The organism is Mesorhizobium sp. M0678, from assembly GCF_040320505.1.
Classification (GTDB): Bacteria; Pseudomonadota; Alphaproteobacteria; order Rhizobiales; family Rhizobiaceae; genus Mesorhizobium.
Window position 1 is genome coordinate 80,891 of the sequence record NZ_JAMYPT010000005.1, and the last position, 18,083, is coordinate 98,973.

The following is an 18,083-nucleotide window of genomic DNA, read 5'->3' on the forward strand; positions in this document are numbered from 1 at the left end:
TCGGTGTAAAACCACATGGGAAGTGACTTGAGCACAGGACAAATGCACGGCTTTGGCCCCAGCATCACCCGCATCTTCGGTTCCATTGGAATATGGCGGCAACGTGGCTGTTGCTCGAATTTGGATCGGCCGGCCTGACGAAACGGCAAGACCGGTGCTTTTCGGCACCGGCCTTTGGTCCACTCCGCGGCAGCATTTCCGTAGTCCAGCTTCAGATCTTGATGCGGCGGATGCGATTACATCCGGTAGGCGATGGTATCGTTCCAGAACCGATCCAGGCGCTGCAGGGCGCGGTTCATCTGCTTGAACTCTTCCGTGTTGATGCCGCCAACCTGCTCGATCGAACCGACATGGCGCTCGTAGAGGCCGGCGACGACTTCCGCCACCTCATTGCCCTTCGGCGTCAGCGAAACCCGCACCGAACGGCGGTCGATGCGCGAGCGCTGGTGGTTGATGAAGCCGAGATCGACCAGCTTCTTCAGATTGTAGGAGACATTCGAGCCGAGATAATAGCCGCGCGAGCGCAGTTCGCCGGCGGTCAGCTCCGAATTGCCGATGTTGAACAGGAGCAGCGCCTGGATGGCGTTGATGTCGGAGCGACCGTTGCGGTCGAATTCGTCCTTGATCACGTCAAGCAGACGGCGATGCAGCCGCTCGACCAGCTGCAGCGATTCCATGTACAGCGAACGGATCGCCTCGCGGCGGTCATCGGATACGTTGGCGGTCTTCGCCGCCGGACGCGAATTGATCATTGTCTTTGCCTCTCGTTTGTCGCCCGGTGATTTTTTGTTCTTCACCTTGATCGCGACACTATCGAATACTCATAAAATTCGACTTAAACGCCAAGGCTAACAAGAGCTTACCGGTAAGGGGTTTCGAAAGAGGCTTAACGGACGGTCACCCGAGCAAGGATAATTAACCTAAAGATTTAGCCAACGATCCTGGCCGGAATTGCTATCGCCGGGGTTGCCGCTTCTGGATCCAGATCACCACGCGGAACACTATGTAGAGCAGCGCCACCGCAAGGTGCGAGGCGACGATCAGCGGCCGGTGGCCGAACAGCTCGGGGAAGCCGGCATACATGACGCACTCGGTCACCGCGCAGATGAACCAGATCACCGGCCCCCAGGACGCCAGCATCCAGAGGCCGGCGGCAGCGAACGGAAAAAACACCGCCAGCACCACCGCCGCCACCTGCCAGTGCACCGGCATCAGGTCGAAGCGCCACAACGGGCCGGGGTAAAAGCCGATCAGCCGGATCCAGTACAAGATGCCGAACAGCAGACAGTAGCCGGCGATGACGCGCTGGAACCAGGCGAAGATGACCTCGATCGTCGAGGGCTGCAGCACCACGCGTCTCGAGGCGACCTCGCTCACAGCTTCAGTTCCCGTTCGCCGAGCGGTGCGAAATAGGCGTCGACGTTGGCGGCGCTGACGTCATCGATGCCTGCCGGCCGCCATTGCGGCGTCGAGCCTTTATCGATGATGGCGGCGCGGATACCTTCATAGAAGTCGTGCCCGGCAAGCATGCGGTTGAGGATACGGAACTCCATTTTCATGCACTCGTCCATCGACAACGTCTGCCCGGCGCTGATCTGGCGCCATGCAACATGCAAGCTGGTCGGTGAACGTGTGCGGATGGTGGCCAGCGTCTTTGCCGCGAACTCGTCGGCAGCGGCTGCCCGCTCCAGGCTAGCGACGATATCGGCCAGCGACGGCTGCGCGAAATGCCGGGCGATGGCTTCCAGCGTCGGCCTGTCGGTCTCGCGCCTGGCCGGGACGAAGCAGCCGCGCAGCACCGATTCCGGGTCGCCGCTTTCCGCCAGACGGTCGAGGAAGCCGGCCTGGCCCTCCGCCTTGATCGTATGGGTGGCGAGGCCCGACCACAAAGCATCGCCATAGCGGATGCGGTTGCCGGTCAGCGCCAGATACATGCCGAAGCTGCCGCCGAGATCCGGCAACAGATGGCTGGCGCCGACATCCGGGAAAAAGCCGATGCCGACCTCGGGCATGGCAAACTGGGCGTTCTCGGTCAGCACTCGCTGCGAGCCATGGAAGGAGATACCTACGCCGCCGCCCATGACGATGCCGTCGATCACCGCGACATAGGGTTTCTTGAAGCGGGCGATGCGGGCATTCAGCCGGTATTCATCGGCGAAGAAATCGACCGGAGGCCTTCCTGCGCGGCCGGCTTCGTAGATGTGGAGGATGTCGCCGCCCGCCGAAAATGCCCTGCCCTCGGCCTTGACGACGACAACGTCGACGCCGTCGTCGCGCTCCCAACTGCGCAGCGCCTTGTCCAGCGCCTTGACCATGCGGTGGGTTACGGCATTGAGCGCCTGCGGCCGCGTCAGCGTGACGACGCCGGCCCTGCCCAATCTTTCGAAGCGAATCTCGTCGCCTCCGCCAAAATCCATCGCCAGAGAATCCCTCCCCGCGCCCGCCGGGAGTGAAGTGCTAAAGCGTGGCGCATGGCCGCGTCAATGGCGGCGCCCAATCCGCTGCATGGTCGTCGGCGTCACCCAGTGCTAATGCTGGCGCTTTGAACCGGAAGGTTGAACCATGCCTTGGTTGCCGCGCCTTGCTGTTGTGGTGGTCGGCCTGATCGCTGCGAACGCTCCTCCCGTATCGGCCGGAACCGTCGACGAGCTCTATCAATCGCAGACCATCGTCACCGGCCAGGGCGAGGTCAACAGGCAGATCGGTTTCAAGGCCTGCCTCGATGCGGTGCTGGTTCGTGTGTCCGGCGATCAGCGGCTGCCGAAGAGAACTGAGATGGCGGCGCTGCGCGACAAGGCCGGCAGCTTCGTTGCCGAATTCCGCTATCGCGACCGTCTCGAAGGCATTCCGGTCCATGACGAACAGGGCACCCATGACCGGCCGCACGATCTCACTTGTCTGTACAGGCCTGACGTTATCGATCCGGTGCTTGCCACGCTCGGCAGCAAACCATGGCTTGGCGAGCGGCCACGCCTGGTAATTTTCCTGGCGGCGGAGCAAGGCACAAGGCAGTTCGTGCTGACCGCCGACGATGAGCGCGGGGCGGCGATGCGCGAATCGTTCGTCAACACCACCGGTCCGCTGGTCATGCGGATTGTGTTTCCCGAAGCGTCGCTGCTATCGGCCTCAAAGCTTAACGACCAGGCCCTGCGCCATGCCGATATCACGACGCTGGACCAGCTTGCCAGGAAGGCCGGAGCCGACCAGGCGCTCGCCGGCAGTATCGTCTGGAGCGACAAGGAACTGGGCTGGATAGCCGACTGGCGGCTTGCCTTGAATGGCAAGAGCTACAATTGGCAAGTGCGCGGCGTCAGCTTCGACGAGGCATTCCGCGTCGCCATGCGGGGTGCTGCGCAGATCCTATCGGGCAATGGGCAACCAGAATAGCGCCCGACAGGACCGCTGGCACAATCGTGTCGCATTGGTCAGCAGCGAAAGCTCGTGGTAAAAGCCGCCCGATCCGGAGTTTTTGCGATGAACAAATTCACCCCTGCAAAGCCTGCCGGCGCGCGCAGCGTCGACGAGATCACCGGCAGCCGGCGGCTGCGGCGCATGCGCAAGGCCGATTGGTCGCGCCGCCTTGTCCAGGAGAACCGGCTGTCGGTCGACGATCTGATCTGGCCGATCTTCGTCGTCGACGGCAGACAAGTGCGCGAACCGATTGCCGCCATGCCCGGCGTGTTCCGCCTGTCGCTCGACCTCGCCGTCAAGGAGGCTGAGCGAGCGGCCAAACTTGGCATTCCGGCGATCGCCACTTTCCCCAATGTCGAGCTCGGCCTGCGCGATCAGACCGGTTCGCATATCCTCGATCCGGAAAACATCATCAACCGTGCCACCCGCGCCATCAAGCACGCGGTGCCGGAGATCGGCATCATCACCGACGCCGCGCTTGACCCTTTCACCTCGCATGGCCATGACGGCATCTTGCGCGAGGGCATTATCGTCAATGATGAAACGGTGGAGCAGGTGACGGCGGCGGCAGTCATCCAGGCGGCGGCGGGGGCCGACATCATTGCCCCCTCGGACATGATGGACGGCCGGATCGGTGCCATCCGCGATGCGCTCGACGCCAATGGATTTCAGGATGTGGCGATCATGTCCTATGCGACCAAGTTCGCATCCGCCTTTTACGGCCCCTATCGTGAGGCGGTCGGCACCGCCGGCCTGCTCAAGGGCGACAAGAAGACCTATTACATCGACCACGCCAATTCCGACGAAGCGGTGCGCGAGGCCGAGCAGGATCTCGCCGAGGGCGCCGACATGCTGATGGTCAAGCCCGGCCTGCCCTATCTCGACATCATCCGGCGGCTCAAGGACGAGTTGCAGATGCCGACCTTCGCCTATCAGGTCTCGGGCGAATATTCGATGATCAAGGCCGCCGCCGCCAATGGCTGGATCGATGGCGAAAAGGCGATGCTGGAATCGCTGCTCGCCTTCAAGCGCGCCGGCTGCGACGGGATTCTCACCTACTTTGCGCCCGAAGTGGCGGCGATGCTCAAGGGGTGATGCGCCTTTGTAGCGTCTACATCGAGTAGTGTTCGTTCGTCCAAAGCGCGACATGGAACGCCGCAGGACATCGCTTCAAGTTTACGCTGCCCCTCGTTGCCCTGCCGGGCATTTCTCGCCGTAAAGTGGCAGGGAGAAAGACGCGTTCGTAAAAGATTTCACCAATCTCCAGCGTTGCAAAAATATCGACGTTGCGGCCAGCCCCTTCTCCCCGTCACTATACAGGGAGAAGCTGCCGGCAGGCGGATGACGGGCGGCGCCGACATTGAGATTAGTTATTCCAACATGATTTGGAAGCGATTGCCCCGCCGGCGATTCAAAATACCGCTTGCAAAATGCAATCAGTTAAGCTACCCCGATAACTGCTTGCATCTCACAATTGGTTATCGAGGAGGCTCTCATGTCCAAACTTCGCGTCAGCGCTTTCACCTTGTCGATCGACGGCTTCGGCGCCGGTCCCGACCAAGACCTGAAGAACCCGCTGGGTGTTGGCGGGGAAGCCCTGCACGAATGGATGTTCGGCACCCGCACCTTCCGCAAGATGGTCCTCGGCAAGGATGGCGGGACCACGGACACTGACGAGGCGTTCGCCGCGCGCAGCTTCAAAAATATCGGCGCGTGGATCCTGGGCCGCAACATGTTTGGGCCGATCCGCGGCGAATGGCCGGATGACAGCTGGAAAGGCTGGTGGGGTGACAACCCGCCCTACCATGTGCCGGTCTTCGTGCTCACGCACCATCCACGTGATCCCATTGTCATGGAGGGCGGCACGACCTTCTATTTCGTGACCGACGGCATCCACTCAGCGCTGGAGAAGGCGAAAGCAGTGGTTGACGGCAAGGATGTACGGCTGGGCGGTGGCGTTTCTACGATCCGGCAATATCTCAAGGAAAAGCTCATCGACGAAATGCATCTGGCGATCTCACCGGTCCTGCTAGGCGCCGGCGAGAGCCTTTTTGCCGGCATCGACATGCCCAAGCTCGGCTATCGCTGCAGCGAGCAGGTCGCGACGCCGAAGGCCACGCATGTCATCATCGAGCGCACCTAGCTTGTTGCAGGGCGCCGCCATGGAGGCGCCGCCTTCCTCGCCGCTTTAGTCAGTACTTCTCCGGCACATACAGTTCGCGCGGCAGTACCTGGCGCTCGTATTCGGGATTGAAGACGCGCTCCGGCAGTGTGATCTCTTCGTGCGGCACCTCCTCATAGGGCATCTGCTTGAGCAGATGGTCGATGCAGTTCAGCCGTGCCCGCTTCTTGTCGTTGCCCTCGACGATGAACCACGGGGCTTCCGGAATATTGGTGCGGGCGAACGTTTCTTCCTTGGCCTTGGTGTACTGCTCCCAGCGCACGCGCGACTGGAGATCCATCGGCGACAGTTTCCATTGCTTCATCGGGTCATGGATGCGCATCAAAAAGCGCATCTGCTGCTCCTCGTCGGTGATCGAAAACCAGTATTTGACAAGCGTAATGCCTGAGCGGACCAGCATGCGTTCGAATTCCGGAACGTCGCGGAAGAACTCCTCGACCTGATCCGGCTGGGCAAAGCCCATTACCCGCTCGACGCCGGAGCGGTTGTACCAGGAGCGGTCGAACAGCACGATCTCGCCGCCGGCCGGCAGATGCGGAACGTAGCGCTGGAAATACCATTGCGACTTCTCGCGCTCGGTCGGCGCCGGAAGTGCTGCGACGCGGCAGATGCGCGGATTAAGCCTCTGGGTGATGCGCTTGATAACACCACCCTTGCCCGCCGAGTCGCGGCCCTCGAAGACCACGACGAGCTTCTTCTTGTGATAGGCGACCCAGGATTGTAGCTTGATCAATTCGGATTGCAGCGTGATGAGATTGCGAAAATACTGCAGGCGGTCGATCGATGGCGGATGCGCATTCTTGTAGATCTTGGCGATCTCCATCGACAGCGCCGGCTCCGAGATTTCCAGCTCATAATCTTCGTCGAGCGTGTCGGCGAGTTCCGCTTCCAGCCAGTCCCTGGCCGGGGAATTCTGTTTTATCTCGGTCATTTGCGCTGCTCCGCTTACAGGCCTTGTCGGCCGCTGTCAGGCGCTCTGCCGCCCGGCCCGGCGGCCGGAAATCGAAGCGCTGGACCGATGTTAGTATAGGTCGGCAATGACGGTTTTATTGCAGCCACTACTGCGCTGGCTGTGCGTTCAATCCGCAAGATGTGATCGAGCTTGCCCTGCGGGGCGGGCGACAAGCGGAACGAATTATCCTACAAATGCCCGGTTCACTGAGGGGCTGTCGTTTGCAACGCCCTTTCCCGATAAATCGTGAGGATACGACATGGAATACCGCACTCTCGGCCGTTCCGGGCTGAAGGTTTCGACCCTGACCATGGGCACCATGACATTCGGCGGCGGCGGCGCGTTTTCGGCGGTTGGCAAGACCGACCTCGACGAGGCGCGTCGGATGATCGACCTTTGCATCGATGCCGGCGTCAATGTCATCGACACCGCCAACGTCTATTCGAACGGGGTGTCGGAAGAGATCATCGGCGAGGCGCTCGGCGGCAAGCGCAAGGGCGACGTGTTGATCGCCTCCAAGGCGCGCATGCGGATCGGCAAAGGCCCCAATGATGAAGGCCTGTCGCGCTACCATCTGATCCGCGAATGCGAGAGGAGCCTGAAGCGCCTCAGGACCGATGTCATCGACATCTATTTCCTGCACGAGTGGGATGGCCTGACACCGCTTGAGGAAACCATCGCCGCGCTCGACACGCTGGTCGCGCAGGGCAAGGTCCGTTATGTCGGCTGCTCCAATTATTCCGGCTGGCAAGTTATGAAGGGGCTTGGCATCAGCGACCGTCAGCACCAGCCGCGCTTCGTCACCCAGCAGATCCATTACACGCTGGAAGCGCGCGAGGCCGAGTATGAATTGTTGCCGATCTCGGTCGACCAGGGGCTCGGCGTGCTGGTCTGGAGCCCGCTTGCCGGCGGGTTGCTGTCCGGCAAATACCACCGTGACCAGCCGACCGCCCGCCAGCTCAGCGGCTGGTCGGAACCGCCGATCCGCGACGAGGACCGGCTGTGGCGGATCGTCGACACGCTGATCGATATCGGCAATAACCACGGCGTGTCGCCGGCGCAGGTGGCGCTTGCCTGGCTGCTCGGCCGGCCCGCCGTCAGCTCGCTGGTGATCGGCGGACGAACCGAAGCGCATTTCAAAGACAATATCGCCGCTGCAAGCCTGGTGCTTGGCGATGAGGAGCGCACACGCCTCGACGTGGTCAGCAGGCCGCCCGTGCTCTATCCCTACTGGCACCAGCAATTCACGGCAAAGGACCGGTTCGGGCCGGCCGATCTCGTCCTCGACCGCGACGGCGCCTGAAAAGCCGGGCTCTCCGGACTGCGCCGAGATATGGAGCCCGATCGTGCCTTGCGGTGTTGTGTTTGCGGTCCAATGCTCCTAGGCAAAGGCCAAGCACAATGAAAGGAAACGATATGGCACGAGCACCGAACTACGGTCAGGAACGCAAGGAACGCGACCGGCAGAAGGCTGCCAAGAAGGCGGAAAAGCAGGCTGCCAAGGTCGCAGCCAAGGAGCGATCGAAGCCCGAGGGCGAGAGCGAGTCCCAAACCAAAACCGAAACGACCGAGTGATGACGCCCGGCCTGTCAGGCGGTCCGGGCCTCGGTCAAATCCCGCTATGCCTCAGGCGGGCGCCTTGTCGCTGACGAAGACGTTCACTTCACGCGCGGCGGCAATAAAGGCCCGTCTTGCGTTCATGGCCGGCTTGTCGCCGGCCAGCGCATCATGACAGGCTTGCAACGCTTCGCGGTGCTTGGGGCTGCGCTTGCCGGGCCAATTGTTGAGGAGGTAGTCGGAAGCCTCGCGGGCCGTACGCAAGAACTGATTGCTTCCCGCCGCGCCCTTGACGGTCACGGGTGTGTCAAATCGGTTGTTTTCCATCGCTGCTCTTACGCCATCGGCATTTGCGAAGCGAGACCGAAAGTAGCATTCTTCGCTCATCTGCTCTTTTCGTGATCAATGGCAGCCGATCCTCACTCAAGCGACGACGGCAAATCCCCGGGCGCGCAGGCCGCGCCGGTCGTTGCGCAGCGAGGTCACCAGCCGGTCGCGGCTGCCGATGATATGGGCCGAAAGCAGGCGGGCGGCGCTATCGGCATCGCCGGCCCGCACCGCCGACAGAATGGCATGGTGTTCGGCCCAGGCACGGCCGAGCGCTGCCTCGTCGCGAACCTCGAGCCAGCGGGCGCGCGACAGGCGTGTCATCACGTCGCGAACCGCTCTGAACAGGAACTCGTTGCCGGATAGACGCGCCAACTCGATATGAAAATCCCTGCCGACGCGATGCCATTCCTCGCGCGGCGTCTTGTCGTCGCAAGAATCGAGCATCGCCTCGATGATTTCGACGGCACTTCTGTCCTGCAAGGTGCAAGTTAGTCTGAGTGCCGCGACCTCGACCGCCTCGCGATAGACGGCGATCTGCTCGAGTTCAGCAAGATTGATGGGCGAGACCGTCCAGCCGCGGCCGTCGCGGCAGATCAGGCCTTCAGTCTCGAGCCGCAGCAATGCCGCCCTGACCGGCGTGCGCGATGCACCGAAGCGGCTTTCGACCCAGCGCTCCGTCAGCCGCTCGCCGGGACCGATCTCGAGCCCGAGGATCATCTCGCGAAGCTGCTTTTCGACGTTCTGCATCTGCGACATTGGCGTTCCGTTCAGGTCATTTGTTCCGGCAATCGGGTCACTGGCCGGCGTTGGCCGATCACGCCGGCCTTTGTCGATCATATTTGAGAGGCCCGCATTGACAGCGACGGGGCTTGCGTTCATGACAGATACCAGTTTGGTATCCCAAATTGGTATCCGTAGCAAGTTTCATGCAAGCTGGCCGGACAGGACATGACATGCCGCAAGACGCCGCCCTCGCCATGCAAGGCACGCACAACGTCCACTGGCGCCGCAATCTCGCCGTGTGTTTTGCCGGCTCGTTCAGCACGCTTGTAGCGATGACGCTGCTGTTGCCCTTCCTGCCGCTTTACGTCGAGCAGCTGGGCGCCGAGGGCCATGCGGCGATCGTGCAGTGGTCGGGCATCGCCTACGGCGCCACCTTCCTTGCTGCCGCGCTGGTCGCGCCCCTGTGGGGGCGGCTAGGCGACCGCTACGGCCGCAAACTGATGCTGGTGCGAGCCAGTTTCGGCATGGCGCTGTGTATGTCGCTGACCGGCATGGTGCAGACCGTCTGGCAATTGGTGCTCTTGCGCCTGCTGATCGGCTTTGCCGGCGGCTATTCTTCGGGCTCGACCATCCTGGTTGCCATGCAGACGCCGAAGGATCGCTCCGGCTGGGCGCTGGGCGTGCTGTCGGCCGGAATCACGGCCGGTGCCCTGGTCGGTCCGCTGCTTGGCGGCGCGCTGCCGCCGCTGATTGGCATCCGCGCCACATTCCTGCTCGCCGGCGGCGTCATTTTCCTGGCTTTTCTGGCAACCACCTTGCTGATCAAGGAGGCCCCTCGCCCGGTTGCCGCCAAGGCCGCGTCAGAAGAAAAAGTGAAAGACGGCTGGTCGCAGATTCCCGACAAGCGCCCCGTCGTCGCCATGCTGGCGACCGGCATGCTGTTGAGTTTCGCCACCATGTCGATCGAGCCGATCATCACCGTCTATGTCCAGCAGCTCATCGAAGATCAGAGCCAGGTCACGCTGGTCTCCGGCATCGTCATGTCCGCGGCAGCGCTAGGCGCCATCCTGTCGGCGTCGCGGCTCGGCAAGCTCGCCGACCGTATCGGCCACTGGAACGTCATCGTTGCCGCACTCGCCGTCTCGGCGCTGCTGCTGATCCCGCAGGCCTTCGTTACCCAGGGCTGGCAGCTCGTCGGCCTGCGTTTCCTGATGGGCCTGGCGCTTGGCGGTCTTTTGCCCTGCATCACCAGCGTCATCCGCCACAATGTGCCCGACGGGGTCGGCGGCAACGTGCTGGGCTTGTCGATCTCGGCGCAATATGTCGGGCAGGTCGCCGGACCGTTGCTCGGCGGCTTCGCCGGCGGCCATTTCGGTATGCGCTCGGTGTTTCTCGGCACATCCATTCTGATGGCGGGCGGAGCGGCCTATAACTGGCTGGTCCAGTCGCGCCGCGAACGCGACATGCTGGCGGAAGCCGGCAAATCCTGACACGGTTCGCGGCACTATCTCAGGCGGTCGCCAGGAATCACGGAGGCGTGGAAATGAGCACGGATGAACACGCGGCAGGCGGCCGCATTCTGGTTCTTGCCGGCGGCCTATGCGGCGCAACCGGCGTGGCGCTTTCGGCGGCGGCGGCACATCTCGGCGGCGCTTTCGTCGGTACGGCCGCATCCTTCCTGCTCTTGCATGCGCCGGTCTTCCTTACCGTCGGGCTGCTCGGTGGCAATAGCATCCTGCGAACCGGAAGCCTCATCCTTCTCGTCGGGCTTCTGCTATTCTCGGGAGATCTTTTGGCCCGCGACTTCCTTGGCTCGCGGCTGTTCCCGATGTCGGCGCCGATCGGCGGCACGTTGCTCATCGGCGGCTGGCTGATGATGGCCGCCTCGGCGCTGGTGCGCCCGCGCCGCCATTGATGCGGCAACCAATGGCCGCCGCTGCTCCTTCGCCAGCCGCCCTCGATCCACGAGCTCTGTTTTGCCAGCTCAGTCTCGCGGACGTTCGGGCCGGACTTGGCCATCGCTGTTGGTCGTCTTGACTACACGCCGCCGCTCCGGCCGTTCGGTGGCCGGCGAGATGCCCCAATAATTGCGATAGATGTCTTCGAACAGATGCTTGATCGGGTGCATGGTTTAATCTCCTCTAGTTTTTTGAATCGATCCAATCAGCGGGCACAAAAATAGGCCACCGATCAGCTCCGCTTGCGTCCTACGAGGAAACCCAGGTCGCGAATCCACGGACCGGTCCTATCTCGCCGCTTCCGGGCCTCCGCGCTCGAACGGATGCTCCAGTCGTTCCGGTAAATGTCCTCGAACAGATAATTGACGGGGTGCATGGCGCTCTCCTCTTGTATCGATCCAATCTGGGGACGAAAAACGCTCTTGGATCGATTCAAAGAATACGCATCGCACCACAAATGTCAAGCAAAAATTTGAATCGATCCAACGAAGGTGTTAGGTAGTCGGCGATACTGTTGGACCGGAGTCCCGGAGACAAACAAATGGCATCACTCACCGAAGGCAGGAGGCCCATCCGGCTGGCGGACATCGCCAAAGCCGCGGGCGTATCACACGGCACTGCCTCCAATGTCTTCAGCCGTCCCGAAATCGTACGCGAGGAAGTCCGCGAGCGGGTCAAGGCGGCGGCCGACGCGCTGGGCTACGCCGGCCCCGATCCAAAGGGCCGCCTGCTGCGCGCCGGCAAGGTCAATGCGATCGGCGTCGCCACAACCGAGCCGCTGTCCTATTTCTTCGACGACCCCTTTGCGCGCGTGATGATGGCCGGCATCTCGGAGGCATGCGACGCCACCGGCGCGGGAATAGCCCTCGTGTCGGCCGGCAACGAGGAAAAACTTGCCTGGAATATCCAGAGCGCCCTGGTCGACGGCTTCATCCTGTTCTGCATCGAGGGCGGTCCGCGCCTCGTCGAGCTGACGCGCGAACGCAAGCTCCCCTTCGTCGCGCTCGAGCTCGGCTCGCAGGACGCCACGGTCTCCGCGATCGGCGTCGACAATGTTGCCGGCGGCCGGCTCGCGGCGCGCCATCTGGCGGAACTTGGACATCGCCGCTTCGCCGTGCTGTCGCTGGCCTTCGCCGACGACAGCACCGGACTTGTCTCGCCCGAGCAGGTCCGGACCGCAGTCTATACAGGAACCCGTGACCGCCTCCTCGGCTATCTCGAAGAGCTTTCCCGGTTCGGCGTCGATACCGCCAAGGTGCCGGTCTACGAGACTGAAAACGATGAGGCCAGCACAAAGGCCGGCCTCGAAACCCTCTTCGCCTCGGCAGAACCGCCGACCGCCATCCTGGCGATGTCGGACCGGGTCGCGATGGAAGCATTGGAATGGCTCAGCGCGCGGGGCATCGCGGTTCCTCGCGATGTTTCCGTCGTCGGCTTCGACGGCGTGCCTGAAGCCGCAATTTGCGAGCCTCCGCTCACCACCATCGCCCAGCCGATCGCCGAGATCGGCCGCCGGGCAGCGCGAAGAATCCTCGACTTCGACGGCACGGTGCGGCGAGAAACGCTCGATGTCGAACTTGTCGTCAGGGCGTCGTCCGGGCCGCCGCCAGGCACAGGTTGACTGGGCAGATCGGCTCCAAATCTTATCGATTGGCCGCCATCGGACCGATGCCAAAGGATGGACGGACCGGTGACGCCTCGTTGCGGACCGGCTTGCCCTTGCCGGACCAGCCGATAGCGGACAGCCATTCCAGATAGAAGGCGAGCGCGAACTGCATGGCGATGCCGGCGGCGAGCAGCAGACTGTCATAGGCAAAGCCGCCCGGGTTGACCAGCTTCATCACCTGCGCCGCCATGGCAATCACCGTGCCGGCAATGAAAACCGGCAGCGAGCGTTTGCCCAATATGGCGAGCGGATTGTCGCGGCCGGTGCGGAACAGGTTCGAGACGAAAGGCAAGGCGACAACCAGATAGCTCATCGCCAGGATGTGCAGCAGCCGCGGCAACGACAGGAACGTCTTGTCGAAACCGGTCAGCACCACCGGCAGGTCGAGCCACGACACATGCCCCCACAGCGGGCTGTGCACCCAGACGAGTGCCGTCAGCACATAGGCGGCGGCCGCGCCGACCAGCCAGCGATTGACAGGGATGGTGCCGCCGCGCCGCACATGCAACACGCTGGCCATGCCGATATTGAACAGCAATTGCCATGACAGCGGATTGAGGAACCAGAAGCCGGGCTCCGGGTAGTTCGGCGGCGCGATCTGGTAGATTCCGGCAATCAGCCAAAGGGCTGCGGATACTGCGAGCGCCGCCAGTGGCCGGTAGCTGATGAACAGCAGGAAGACCGGCGCCATCAACAGCAGCGCCGCATAGACCGGCAGTATGTTGTTGTAACCGAGCTGATGGCCGAGCGTGACGATGCCGACCAGGACTTGTGGCGGGTTCCTGACGAGCGGCTCGATGTTGATCAGCGTCAGAAGATCCGGCCGTTTCGCAAACACCGCCGCCGCGCAGAAGATAGCCATCACCACCATCGTCGTGACGATGTGGGTGACATAGAGCACACCGGCGCGGCGCCACATTTTCAGCGTTGCAATCAGCCGGTTTCCCGGCTGGAACTTAGTGCCGTAGGCGAGAGCGACGGACATGCCGGAGATCAGCACGAAGGCCTCGGCCGCATCTGAAAACCCGAAATTCTTGTAGGTCAGGGTTTCGAACACGGTGCCCGGCACGTGGTCGACGAATATGGTCAGGAGGGCGAGAGCCCGGAACACATCAATACGCGTATCGCGTTCCGGCGAAACTGGCATGGTCATCGATAAAAGGCCTTAAAGCTGGTTGTTCATGCCCGGCATGCGATCCCTCGGGCGACCACCCGGCGCACACTGCTTCGATCCCCCCGCGGGGATTATATCGGCAAAGAAACGGACTGAAATGCGCCCGGTTCAATCAACTTTCGCGGAGCTTGAAAATATTCCGTTTTGAAGCCGGCAAATTAACGAAAGTAACGCGGAATCAAAAGGATGTGACTATGGCCGAGCAAAGCCTCGAAGACGGTATTTTGCAGGAGAATTCAGGCTTTTTCTACCGGCTCCATCGATCCGCCAATTTACCCGGTGACTGGCTGTTCCTGTTGCATGGATCGGGTGTCGACGAGACGACCTTGCTGCCGCTTGGTCGGCAAATCGCGCCGCATGCGGCGCTGGTTACGGTCCGTGGCCGCATCCCTCAGGAGGACGGTTTCCGCTGGTTCACGCGAATCACCCCGACGCGATTCGAGCAGGCAAGTATCCGCGCGGAGGCAGATGCGTTTGCAGGCTTCGTCGCCGGCGTCGCGAAGCGCCACAGCCCCGATCTCCGCCGCGCGACCTTTCTCGGGTATTCGAACGGCGCCAATCTGGTTTCAAGCGTCATGCTGCTGCATCCGGGCCTCATCGAGCGCGCTGCATTGCTGCGTCCGATGCCGGTGCTCGACGAGGTGCCGCCGGCCGACATGTCGAAGGCGCGGGCTCTGATCGTCGCCGGCGCCGCCGACCTGACCTACGCGCCATTCGCGCCGGTGTTGGCCGCTCTACTGAGCTCGCATGGCGCCAAGGTCGAGACCCACACCATTGCCTCCGGCCATGAAATCGGCGACGCGGATGCTGAAATCGTCAGGCAGTGGCTGGCGGGGTCAGGCAACCGCTGAACGAGCGGATTGAGCGCACGCACAACGCGGGCCCGACCATCGAATGTCAGTGTGCGGCGGGCTGGAATAGCTCGATCACATTGCCGGACGGGTCTTCGAGCAGGGTCTGCGAGCCGCCGACGCCGTTGATGATATCGTTGCGGAAGGCGAGCCCGGCGCCCTTCAGGCGCGCAACCTCTTGCTTCAGATCCGGCACCACCAGCAGGATGCGGTTCCACCCTCCCGGCACCGGCCGGCGGCCATCCGGCATCGCCCGTGCGCCCGAGCTCTCCGGCCCGCTCAGCAGAAGCCGCAGATCGCCGCGCGTGACCGAGCAGAAAGCCGGCCGCGCATCCCGTTCAATGGCAAAGCCCAGATGCTTCACGTAGAAATCGATGGAAGCGGCGACATCGTCGACAATATAGCGAACACTGACGGGCGTCATGACCGGGGACCTTTCAGTTTGAGTAGAACGTTTTATTAAAGGCTGCTCATCATCGGCAACGCCCCGGCAGCACTACGACGCCGCCGACACACTATGACCGTCGGTTCGCCAGGGGATCAGGGCAAGCAGACCAGCACTGCCGACCACGGCGAAGACAGCGCCGTAGATGAACACCGCCTCATGGCTTACACGATCCCAGAGCTGTCCGGCGACAACGCTTGCCGCGAGTTCCAGCAGGCCGACCGTGGTGCTGTACCAGCCGATGCCGCTGGCACGCAGCTCTTGCGGCACGAAGTCCGAGGCGAATGCCTTGCCGACTGAGCGGAAGATGCCTTGATAGAACCCGTAGAAGGCAAAAAGCAGCCCGATCAGATAGATGTTCCGGGTCAAGACGAAGCCGAGATAGGCGATCAGGAAGATGACGAAGGACGACAGTAACACGCCCTTGCGGCCGAAGCGGTCCGATAGAAAGCCGGCCGGGTAGGAAATCAGCGCCGCAACGAGATTGAAGCCTGCGTAGATAAGAATGGTTGCCTCCAAAGAGGCACCGATATCCTGTGTTTGCAGAATCAGAAATGCATTGCTCGAATTGCCGATGCCGAAGAGAGCTGTCACCAAGAGATAGATCCAATAGGCTTTGGGAAACTGCCGCAGATTGACGTCGATCTTGGCCTTTGCGGCTACGGCCAGTGGCTGCTCGTGCACCAACACCACCATGAGGAAGGCGAGGAGACCGGGAATGAGCGCGAGATAGAAGATCCAGCGGATATCGACTTTGAGCGCGATGAGAAGCAGCACCGCGAGCAGTGGCCCCAGAAACGCTCCCAGATTGTCGCCAATGCCTTCTAGGCCGAATGCTTTGCCTCGGTGCTCGTCGGCCACCGACGAAGCAAGGAGCGCGTCGCGCGGAGCGGACCGGAAACCTGCAGCGAGCCGATCCACAAACCGCGCGCCCAGGACCATCGGCCACACTGTGGCCACGCCGATCAGCGGTTTGGCGATAGAGGCCAGAAAATAGCCAATGAGGGCTATCGGTTTCCGCTTCTGAAGCCTGTCCGAGAGCCAGCCCGAAAAACCTTGCACGATGTTCTGCGTCGCCTGGGCGATTCCGTCGACCAGACCGACGACGCTCCCGCTTGCGTGCAGGGTCTGGGTTAGGAAGATCGGCAGGATCGGATAAAGCATCTCGGTCGAAATGTCGGCAAACAGGCTCGCCAGCGCCAGAAGCACCGTGTTTCGGGAAATCCAGGCGAAGGTTTTCCTTGGCGCTGGCCCAGTCATTGCTTTGCCCTGTTCGGCAATCCGTTTGGCTGAAACGCAACGGCTACCATGTCGGTTGCAATGCGCCACTGCTGAGTGTCCTGCCCCATCCCGAAGGTCCGCGCAGCAAAACCGGTGCCCACGCGGTCCTTCGATTCGGGATCATGGTCTACGCCCGCCCCATGCGGTTCCAGGCGTCCAGCCCGGCGATCTTGTAGGCTTCGGCCAGCGTCGGATAGTTGAAGGTGTTGTTGACGAAGAAGTCGACGGTGCCGCCGAGATTGATGACCGCCTGGCCAATGTGGATGAGTTCGGTCGCGCCCTCGCCGACAATATGGGCGCCGAGCAGACGGCGTGTTTCGATCGAGAACAGAAGCTTCAGGAAGCCGGTGTTGACGCCCATGATGTGGCCGCGCGATGTCTCGCGGAACCGCGCCACGCCGACCTCGTAGGCGGCACCACTCTCACGCACCTGCTCCTCGGATTGCCCGACCGTGGAGATTTCCGGCACGGCGTAGATGCCGTAGGGAAAGGTTTCGGGCGGCGGCGGCAAGGGCACGCCGAAGGCATGGCAGGCGGCCACCCTGCCCTGCTCCATCGAGGTCGATGCCAAGCTCGGAAAGCCGATGACATCGCCGGCGGCATAGATGTTGGGCGCGCTGGTCTGGAACGTCTGCGGATCGACCCTGATGCGGCCTCTGGAATCGGCCTCGATGCCGACCGCTTCCAACCCTAGGCTGCCGACATTGCCGGTACGCCCTGCGGCATAGAGCACGATCTCGGAACGTATGGTGCGGCCGTCGGCCAGCGTCACCTCGGCGTAATCGGGTTTCGAGGCGATCTCCTTGAAGGCACTGCCCAAGCGGATGGTCATGCCGCGGTCGCGCATCTGATGGATGAAGTCGTCGACGATCTCGCGGTCGACGAAATCCAACATCGTATTGCGCGGCTCGACCAGCGTCACCGGCACGTCGAGCGCCGAAAAGATCGTCGCATACTCGACACCGATAACACCGGCGCCGATCACCGTCAGCGTGCGCGGCAGGCGATCGAGCTCCAGCATCTCATCACTGTCGAAAATCCGTGTTTTGTCGAACGGCACGTCGTGCGGCCGGTGCGGCCGGGTGCCGACCGCGATCAGCGCATGGGAGAAGCCAGCCTCGCTGTAGTCGCCGGTGTCGGTGGTCAGGCTGACCTTGTTGGGGCCAAGGAATTTTACCGCGGCGCGCGCACTCTTGACCGTGTTGCGCATGAACTGGTGCTGCAGCACCTCGACCTCATGGTCGAGCGTCTTGTGCAAGCGCTCGACCAGATCGCCGACCGAAATGTCCTGCTTGACGCGGTAGCCGCGTCCATAAAAGCCGCGCTCACGCCAGCCTGAGAGGTTGAGCACCGTCTCGCGCAACGTCTTCGACGGTATGGTCCCGGTATGCACCGAAACGCCGCCGAGACGCCGGCCTCTGTCGACCACCAGCACCGACTTGCCGAGCTTGGCCGACTGCACCGCGGCGCGGCGCCCGGATGGGCCGCTGCCGATGACCAGCATGTCGTAGTCCATGTCGCCCCGTCCCCTCGGCTCGGCGCGCTTTGTTGCG

The 18,083-nt window shown here is 62.3% G+C and carries 20 protein-coding genes; 9 read left to right on the plus strand and 11 right to left on the minus strand.

From position 1 onward, the window contains the following. Nucleotides 1-236 precede the first annotated feature (236 nt). The 3 genes from ldtR to NKI29_RS11550 all read right to left on the minus strand — a co-directional run bounded on the left by ldtR (nt 237) and on the right by NKI29_RS11550 (nt 2,417). On the minus strand, nt 237-752 hold the full coding sequence (gene ldtR, locus NKI29_RS11540; protein WP_023674486.1) for a transcriptional regulator LdtR: 516 nt from the start codon (nt 750-752) through the stop codon (nt 237-239). Nucleotides 753-954: 202 nt separating this feature from the next. Then, nucleotides 955-1,377, minus strand: coding sequence for a DUF6163 family protein (locus tag NKI29_RS11545; RefSeq protein ID WP_023674485.1), 423 nt, complete (start codon nt 1,375-1,377; stop codon nt 955-957). Beyond that, on the minus strand, nt 1,374-2,417 hold the full coding sequence (locus NKI29_RS11550) for an enoyl-CoA hydratase/isomerase family protein (protein ID WP_023674484.1): 1,044 nt from the start codon (nt 2,415-2,417) through the stop codon (nt 1,374-1,376). Before NKI29_RS11550 ends, NKI29_RS11545 begins: the two co-directional genes overlap by 4 nt. Nucleotides 2,418-2,562: 145 nt before the next feature. Here NKI29_RS11550 and NKI29_RS11555 point away from each other — a divergent pair, with 145 nt between their 5' ends. From NKI29_RS11555 to NKI29_RS11565, 3 genes are all read left to right on the plus strand, one after another. Next, entirely contained in the window at nt 2,563-3,387 is an 825-nt protein-coding gene (locus NKI29_RS11555) for a DUF8605 domain-containing protein (RefSeq protein ID WP_352571470.1), read from the plus strand. An 87-nt stretch (nt 3,388-3,474) separates the two neighbouring features. Beyond that, complete coding sequence (gene hemB / locus NKI29_RS11560; protein WP_352571471.1) at nt 3,475-4,506, plus strand: porphobilinogen synthase; 1,032 nt, start codon at nt 3,475-3,477, stop codon at nt 4,504-4,506. A gap of 400 nt (nt 4,507-4,906) precedes the next feature. Next, nucleotides 4,907-5,554 carry a dihydrofolate reductase family protein gene (locus NKI29_RS11565; protein WP_352571472.1) on the plus strand — a complete coding sequence of 216 codons (648 nt, stop codon included), beginning with the start codon at nt 4,907-4,909 and terminating at the stop codon, nt 5,552-5,554. Nucleotides 5,555-5,603: 49 nt separating this feature from the next. Here NKI29_RS11565 and ppk2 read toward each other — a convergent pair whose 3' ends face one another. Continuing rightward, entirely contained in the window at nt 5,604-6,524 is a 921-nt protein-coding gene (gene ppk2, locus NKI29_RS11570) for a polyphosphate kinase 2 (RefSeq protein WP_352571473.1), read from the minus strand. 280 nt (nt 6,525-6,804) lie between these two features. Here ppk2 and NKI29_RS11575 point away from each other — a divergent pair, with 280 nt between their 5' ends. Both NKI29_RS11575 and NKI29_RS11580 read left to right on the plus strand, forming a co-directional pair. Continuing rightward, nucleotides 6,805-7,848: an aldo/keto reductase gene (locus NKI29_RS11575; protein ID WP_352796294.1), complete on the plus strand. Its 1,044-nt coding sequence runs from the start codon at nt 6,805-6,807 to the stop codon at nt 7,846-7,848. Nucleotides 7,849-7,961: 113 nt separating this feature from the next. Beyond that, nucleotides 7,962-8,120: a hypothetical protein gene (locus tag NKI29_RS11580; RefSeq protein WP_352449291.1), complete on the plus strand. Its 159-nt coding sequence runs from the start codon at nt 7,962-7,964 to the stop codon at nt 8,118-8,120. Between the two features lie 51 nt (nt 8,121-8,171). Here the strand turns inward: NKI29_RS11580 and NKI29_RS11585 are convergent, their stop codons facing one another. Next, nucleotides 8,172-8,429: a DUF982 domain-containing protein gene (locus tag NKI29_RS11585; protein WP_352755191.1), complete on the minus strand. Its 258-nt coding sequence runs from the start codon at nt 8,427-8,429 to the stop codon at nt 8,172-8,174. A gap of 96 nt (nt 8,430-8,525) precedes the next feature. After that, nucleotides 8,526-9,188, minus strand: coding sequence for a GntR family transcriptional regulator (locus NKI29_RS11590; RefSeq protein ID WP_352571474.1), 663 nt, complete (start codon nt 9,186-9,188; stop codon nt 8,526-8,528). A 197-nt stretch (nt 9,189-9,385) separates the two neighbouring features. Between NKI29_RS11590 and NKI29_RS11595 the strand changes: the two genes are divergently transcribed. Both NKI29_RS11595 and NKI29_RS11600 read left to right on the plus strand, forming a co-directional pair. After that, nucleotides 9,386-10,645: a multidrug efflux MFS transporter gene (locus NKI29_RS11595; protein WP_023674475.1), complete on the plus strand. Its 1,260-nt coding sequence runs from the start codon at nt 9,386-9,388 to the stop codon at nt 10,643-10,645. 53 nt (nt 10,646-10,698) lie between these two features. Next, nucleotides 10,699-11,070: a DUF423 domain-containing protein gene (locus NKI29_RS11600; RefSeq protein ID WP_023674474.1), complete on the plus strand. Its 372-nt coding sequence runs from the start codon at nt 10,699-10,701 to the stop codon at nt 11,068-11,070. A 69-nt stretch (nt 11,071-11,139) separates the two neighbouring features. On the opposite strand, the gene NKI29_RS11605 is transcribed toward NKI29_RS11600, so the two are convergent. Then, nucleotides 11,140-11,283, minus strand: a complete 144-nt coding sequence (locus NKI29_RS11605) for a hypothetical protein (RefSeq protein WP_023674473.1) — start codon at nt 11,281-11,283, stop codon at nt 11,140-11,142. A gap of 371 nt (nt 11,284-11,654) precedes the next feature. Here NKI29_RS11605 and NKI29_RS11610 point away from each other — a divergent pair, with 371 nt between their 5' ends. Further along, nucleotides 11,655-12,734, plus strand: a complete 1,080-nt coding sequence (locus tag NKI29_RS11610) for a LacI family DNA-binding transcriptional regulator (RefSeq protein WP_352786393.1) — start codon at nt 11,655-11,657, stop codon at nt 12,732-12,734. Between the two features lie 22 nt (nt 12,735-12,756). Here the strand turns inward: NKI29_RS11610 and NKI29_RS11615 are convergent, their stop codons facing one another. After that, entirely contained in the window at nt 12,757-13,932 is a 1,176-nt protein-coding gene (locus NKI29_RS11615; protein ID WP_352590513.1) for an OpgC family protein, read from the minus strand. Nucleotides 13,933-14,147: 215 nt separating this feature from the next. Here NKI29_RS11615 and NKI29_RS11620 point away from each other — a divergent pair, with 215 nt between their 5' ends. Then, nucleotides 14,148-14,804 (plus strand): alpha/beta hydrolase, encoded by a 657-nt coding sequence (locus NKI29_RS11620; protein ID WP_352783435.1) that lies wholly within the window; start codon nt 14,148-14,150, stop codon nt 14,802-14,804. 46 nt (nt 14,805-14,850) lie between these two features. Here NKI29_RS11620 and NKI29_RS11625 read toward each other — a convergent pair whose 3' ends face one another. The 3 genes from NKI29_RS11625 to sthA form a co-directional block, all read right to left on the minus strand. Further along, nucleotides 14,851-15,228, minus strand: coding sequence for a VOC family protein (locus tag NKI29_RS11625; protein WP_352621051.1), 378 nt, complete (start codon nt 15,226-15,228; stop codon nt 14,851-14,853). A gap of 72 nt (nt 15,229-15,300) precedes the next feature. After that, nucleotides 15,301-16,509 (minus strand): MFS transporter, encoded by a 1,209-nt coding sequence (locus NKI29_RS11630; protein ID WP_352796296.1) that lies wholly within the window; start codon nt 16,507-16,509, stop codon nt 15,301-15,303. 148 nt (nt 16,510-16,657) lie between these two features. Further along, on the minus strand, nt 16,658-18,046 hold the full coding sequence (sthA, locus tag NKI29_RS11635) for a Si-specific NAD(P)(+) transhydrogenase (RefSeq protein ID WP_352796298.1): 1,389 nt from the start codon (nt 18,044-18,046) through the stop codon (nt 16,658-16,660). Nucleotides 18,047-18,083: the final 37 nt, after the last annotated feature.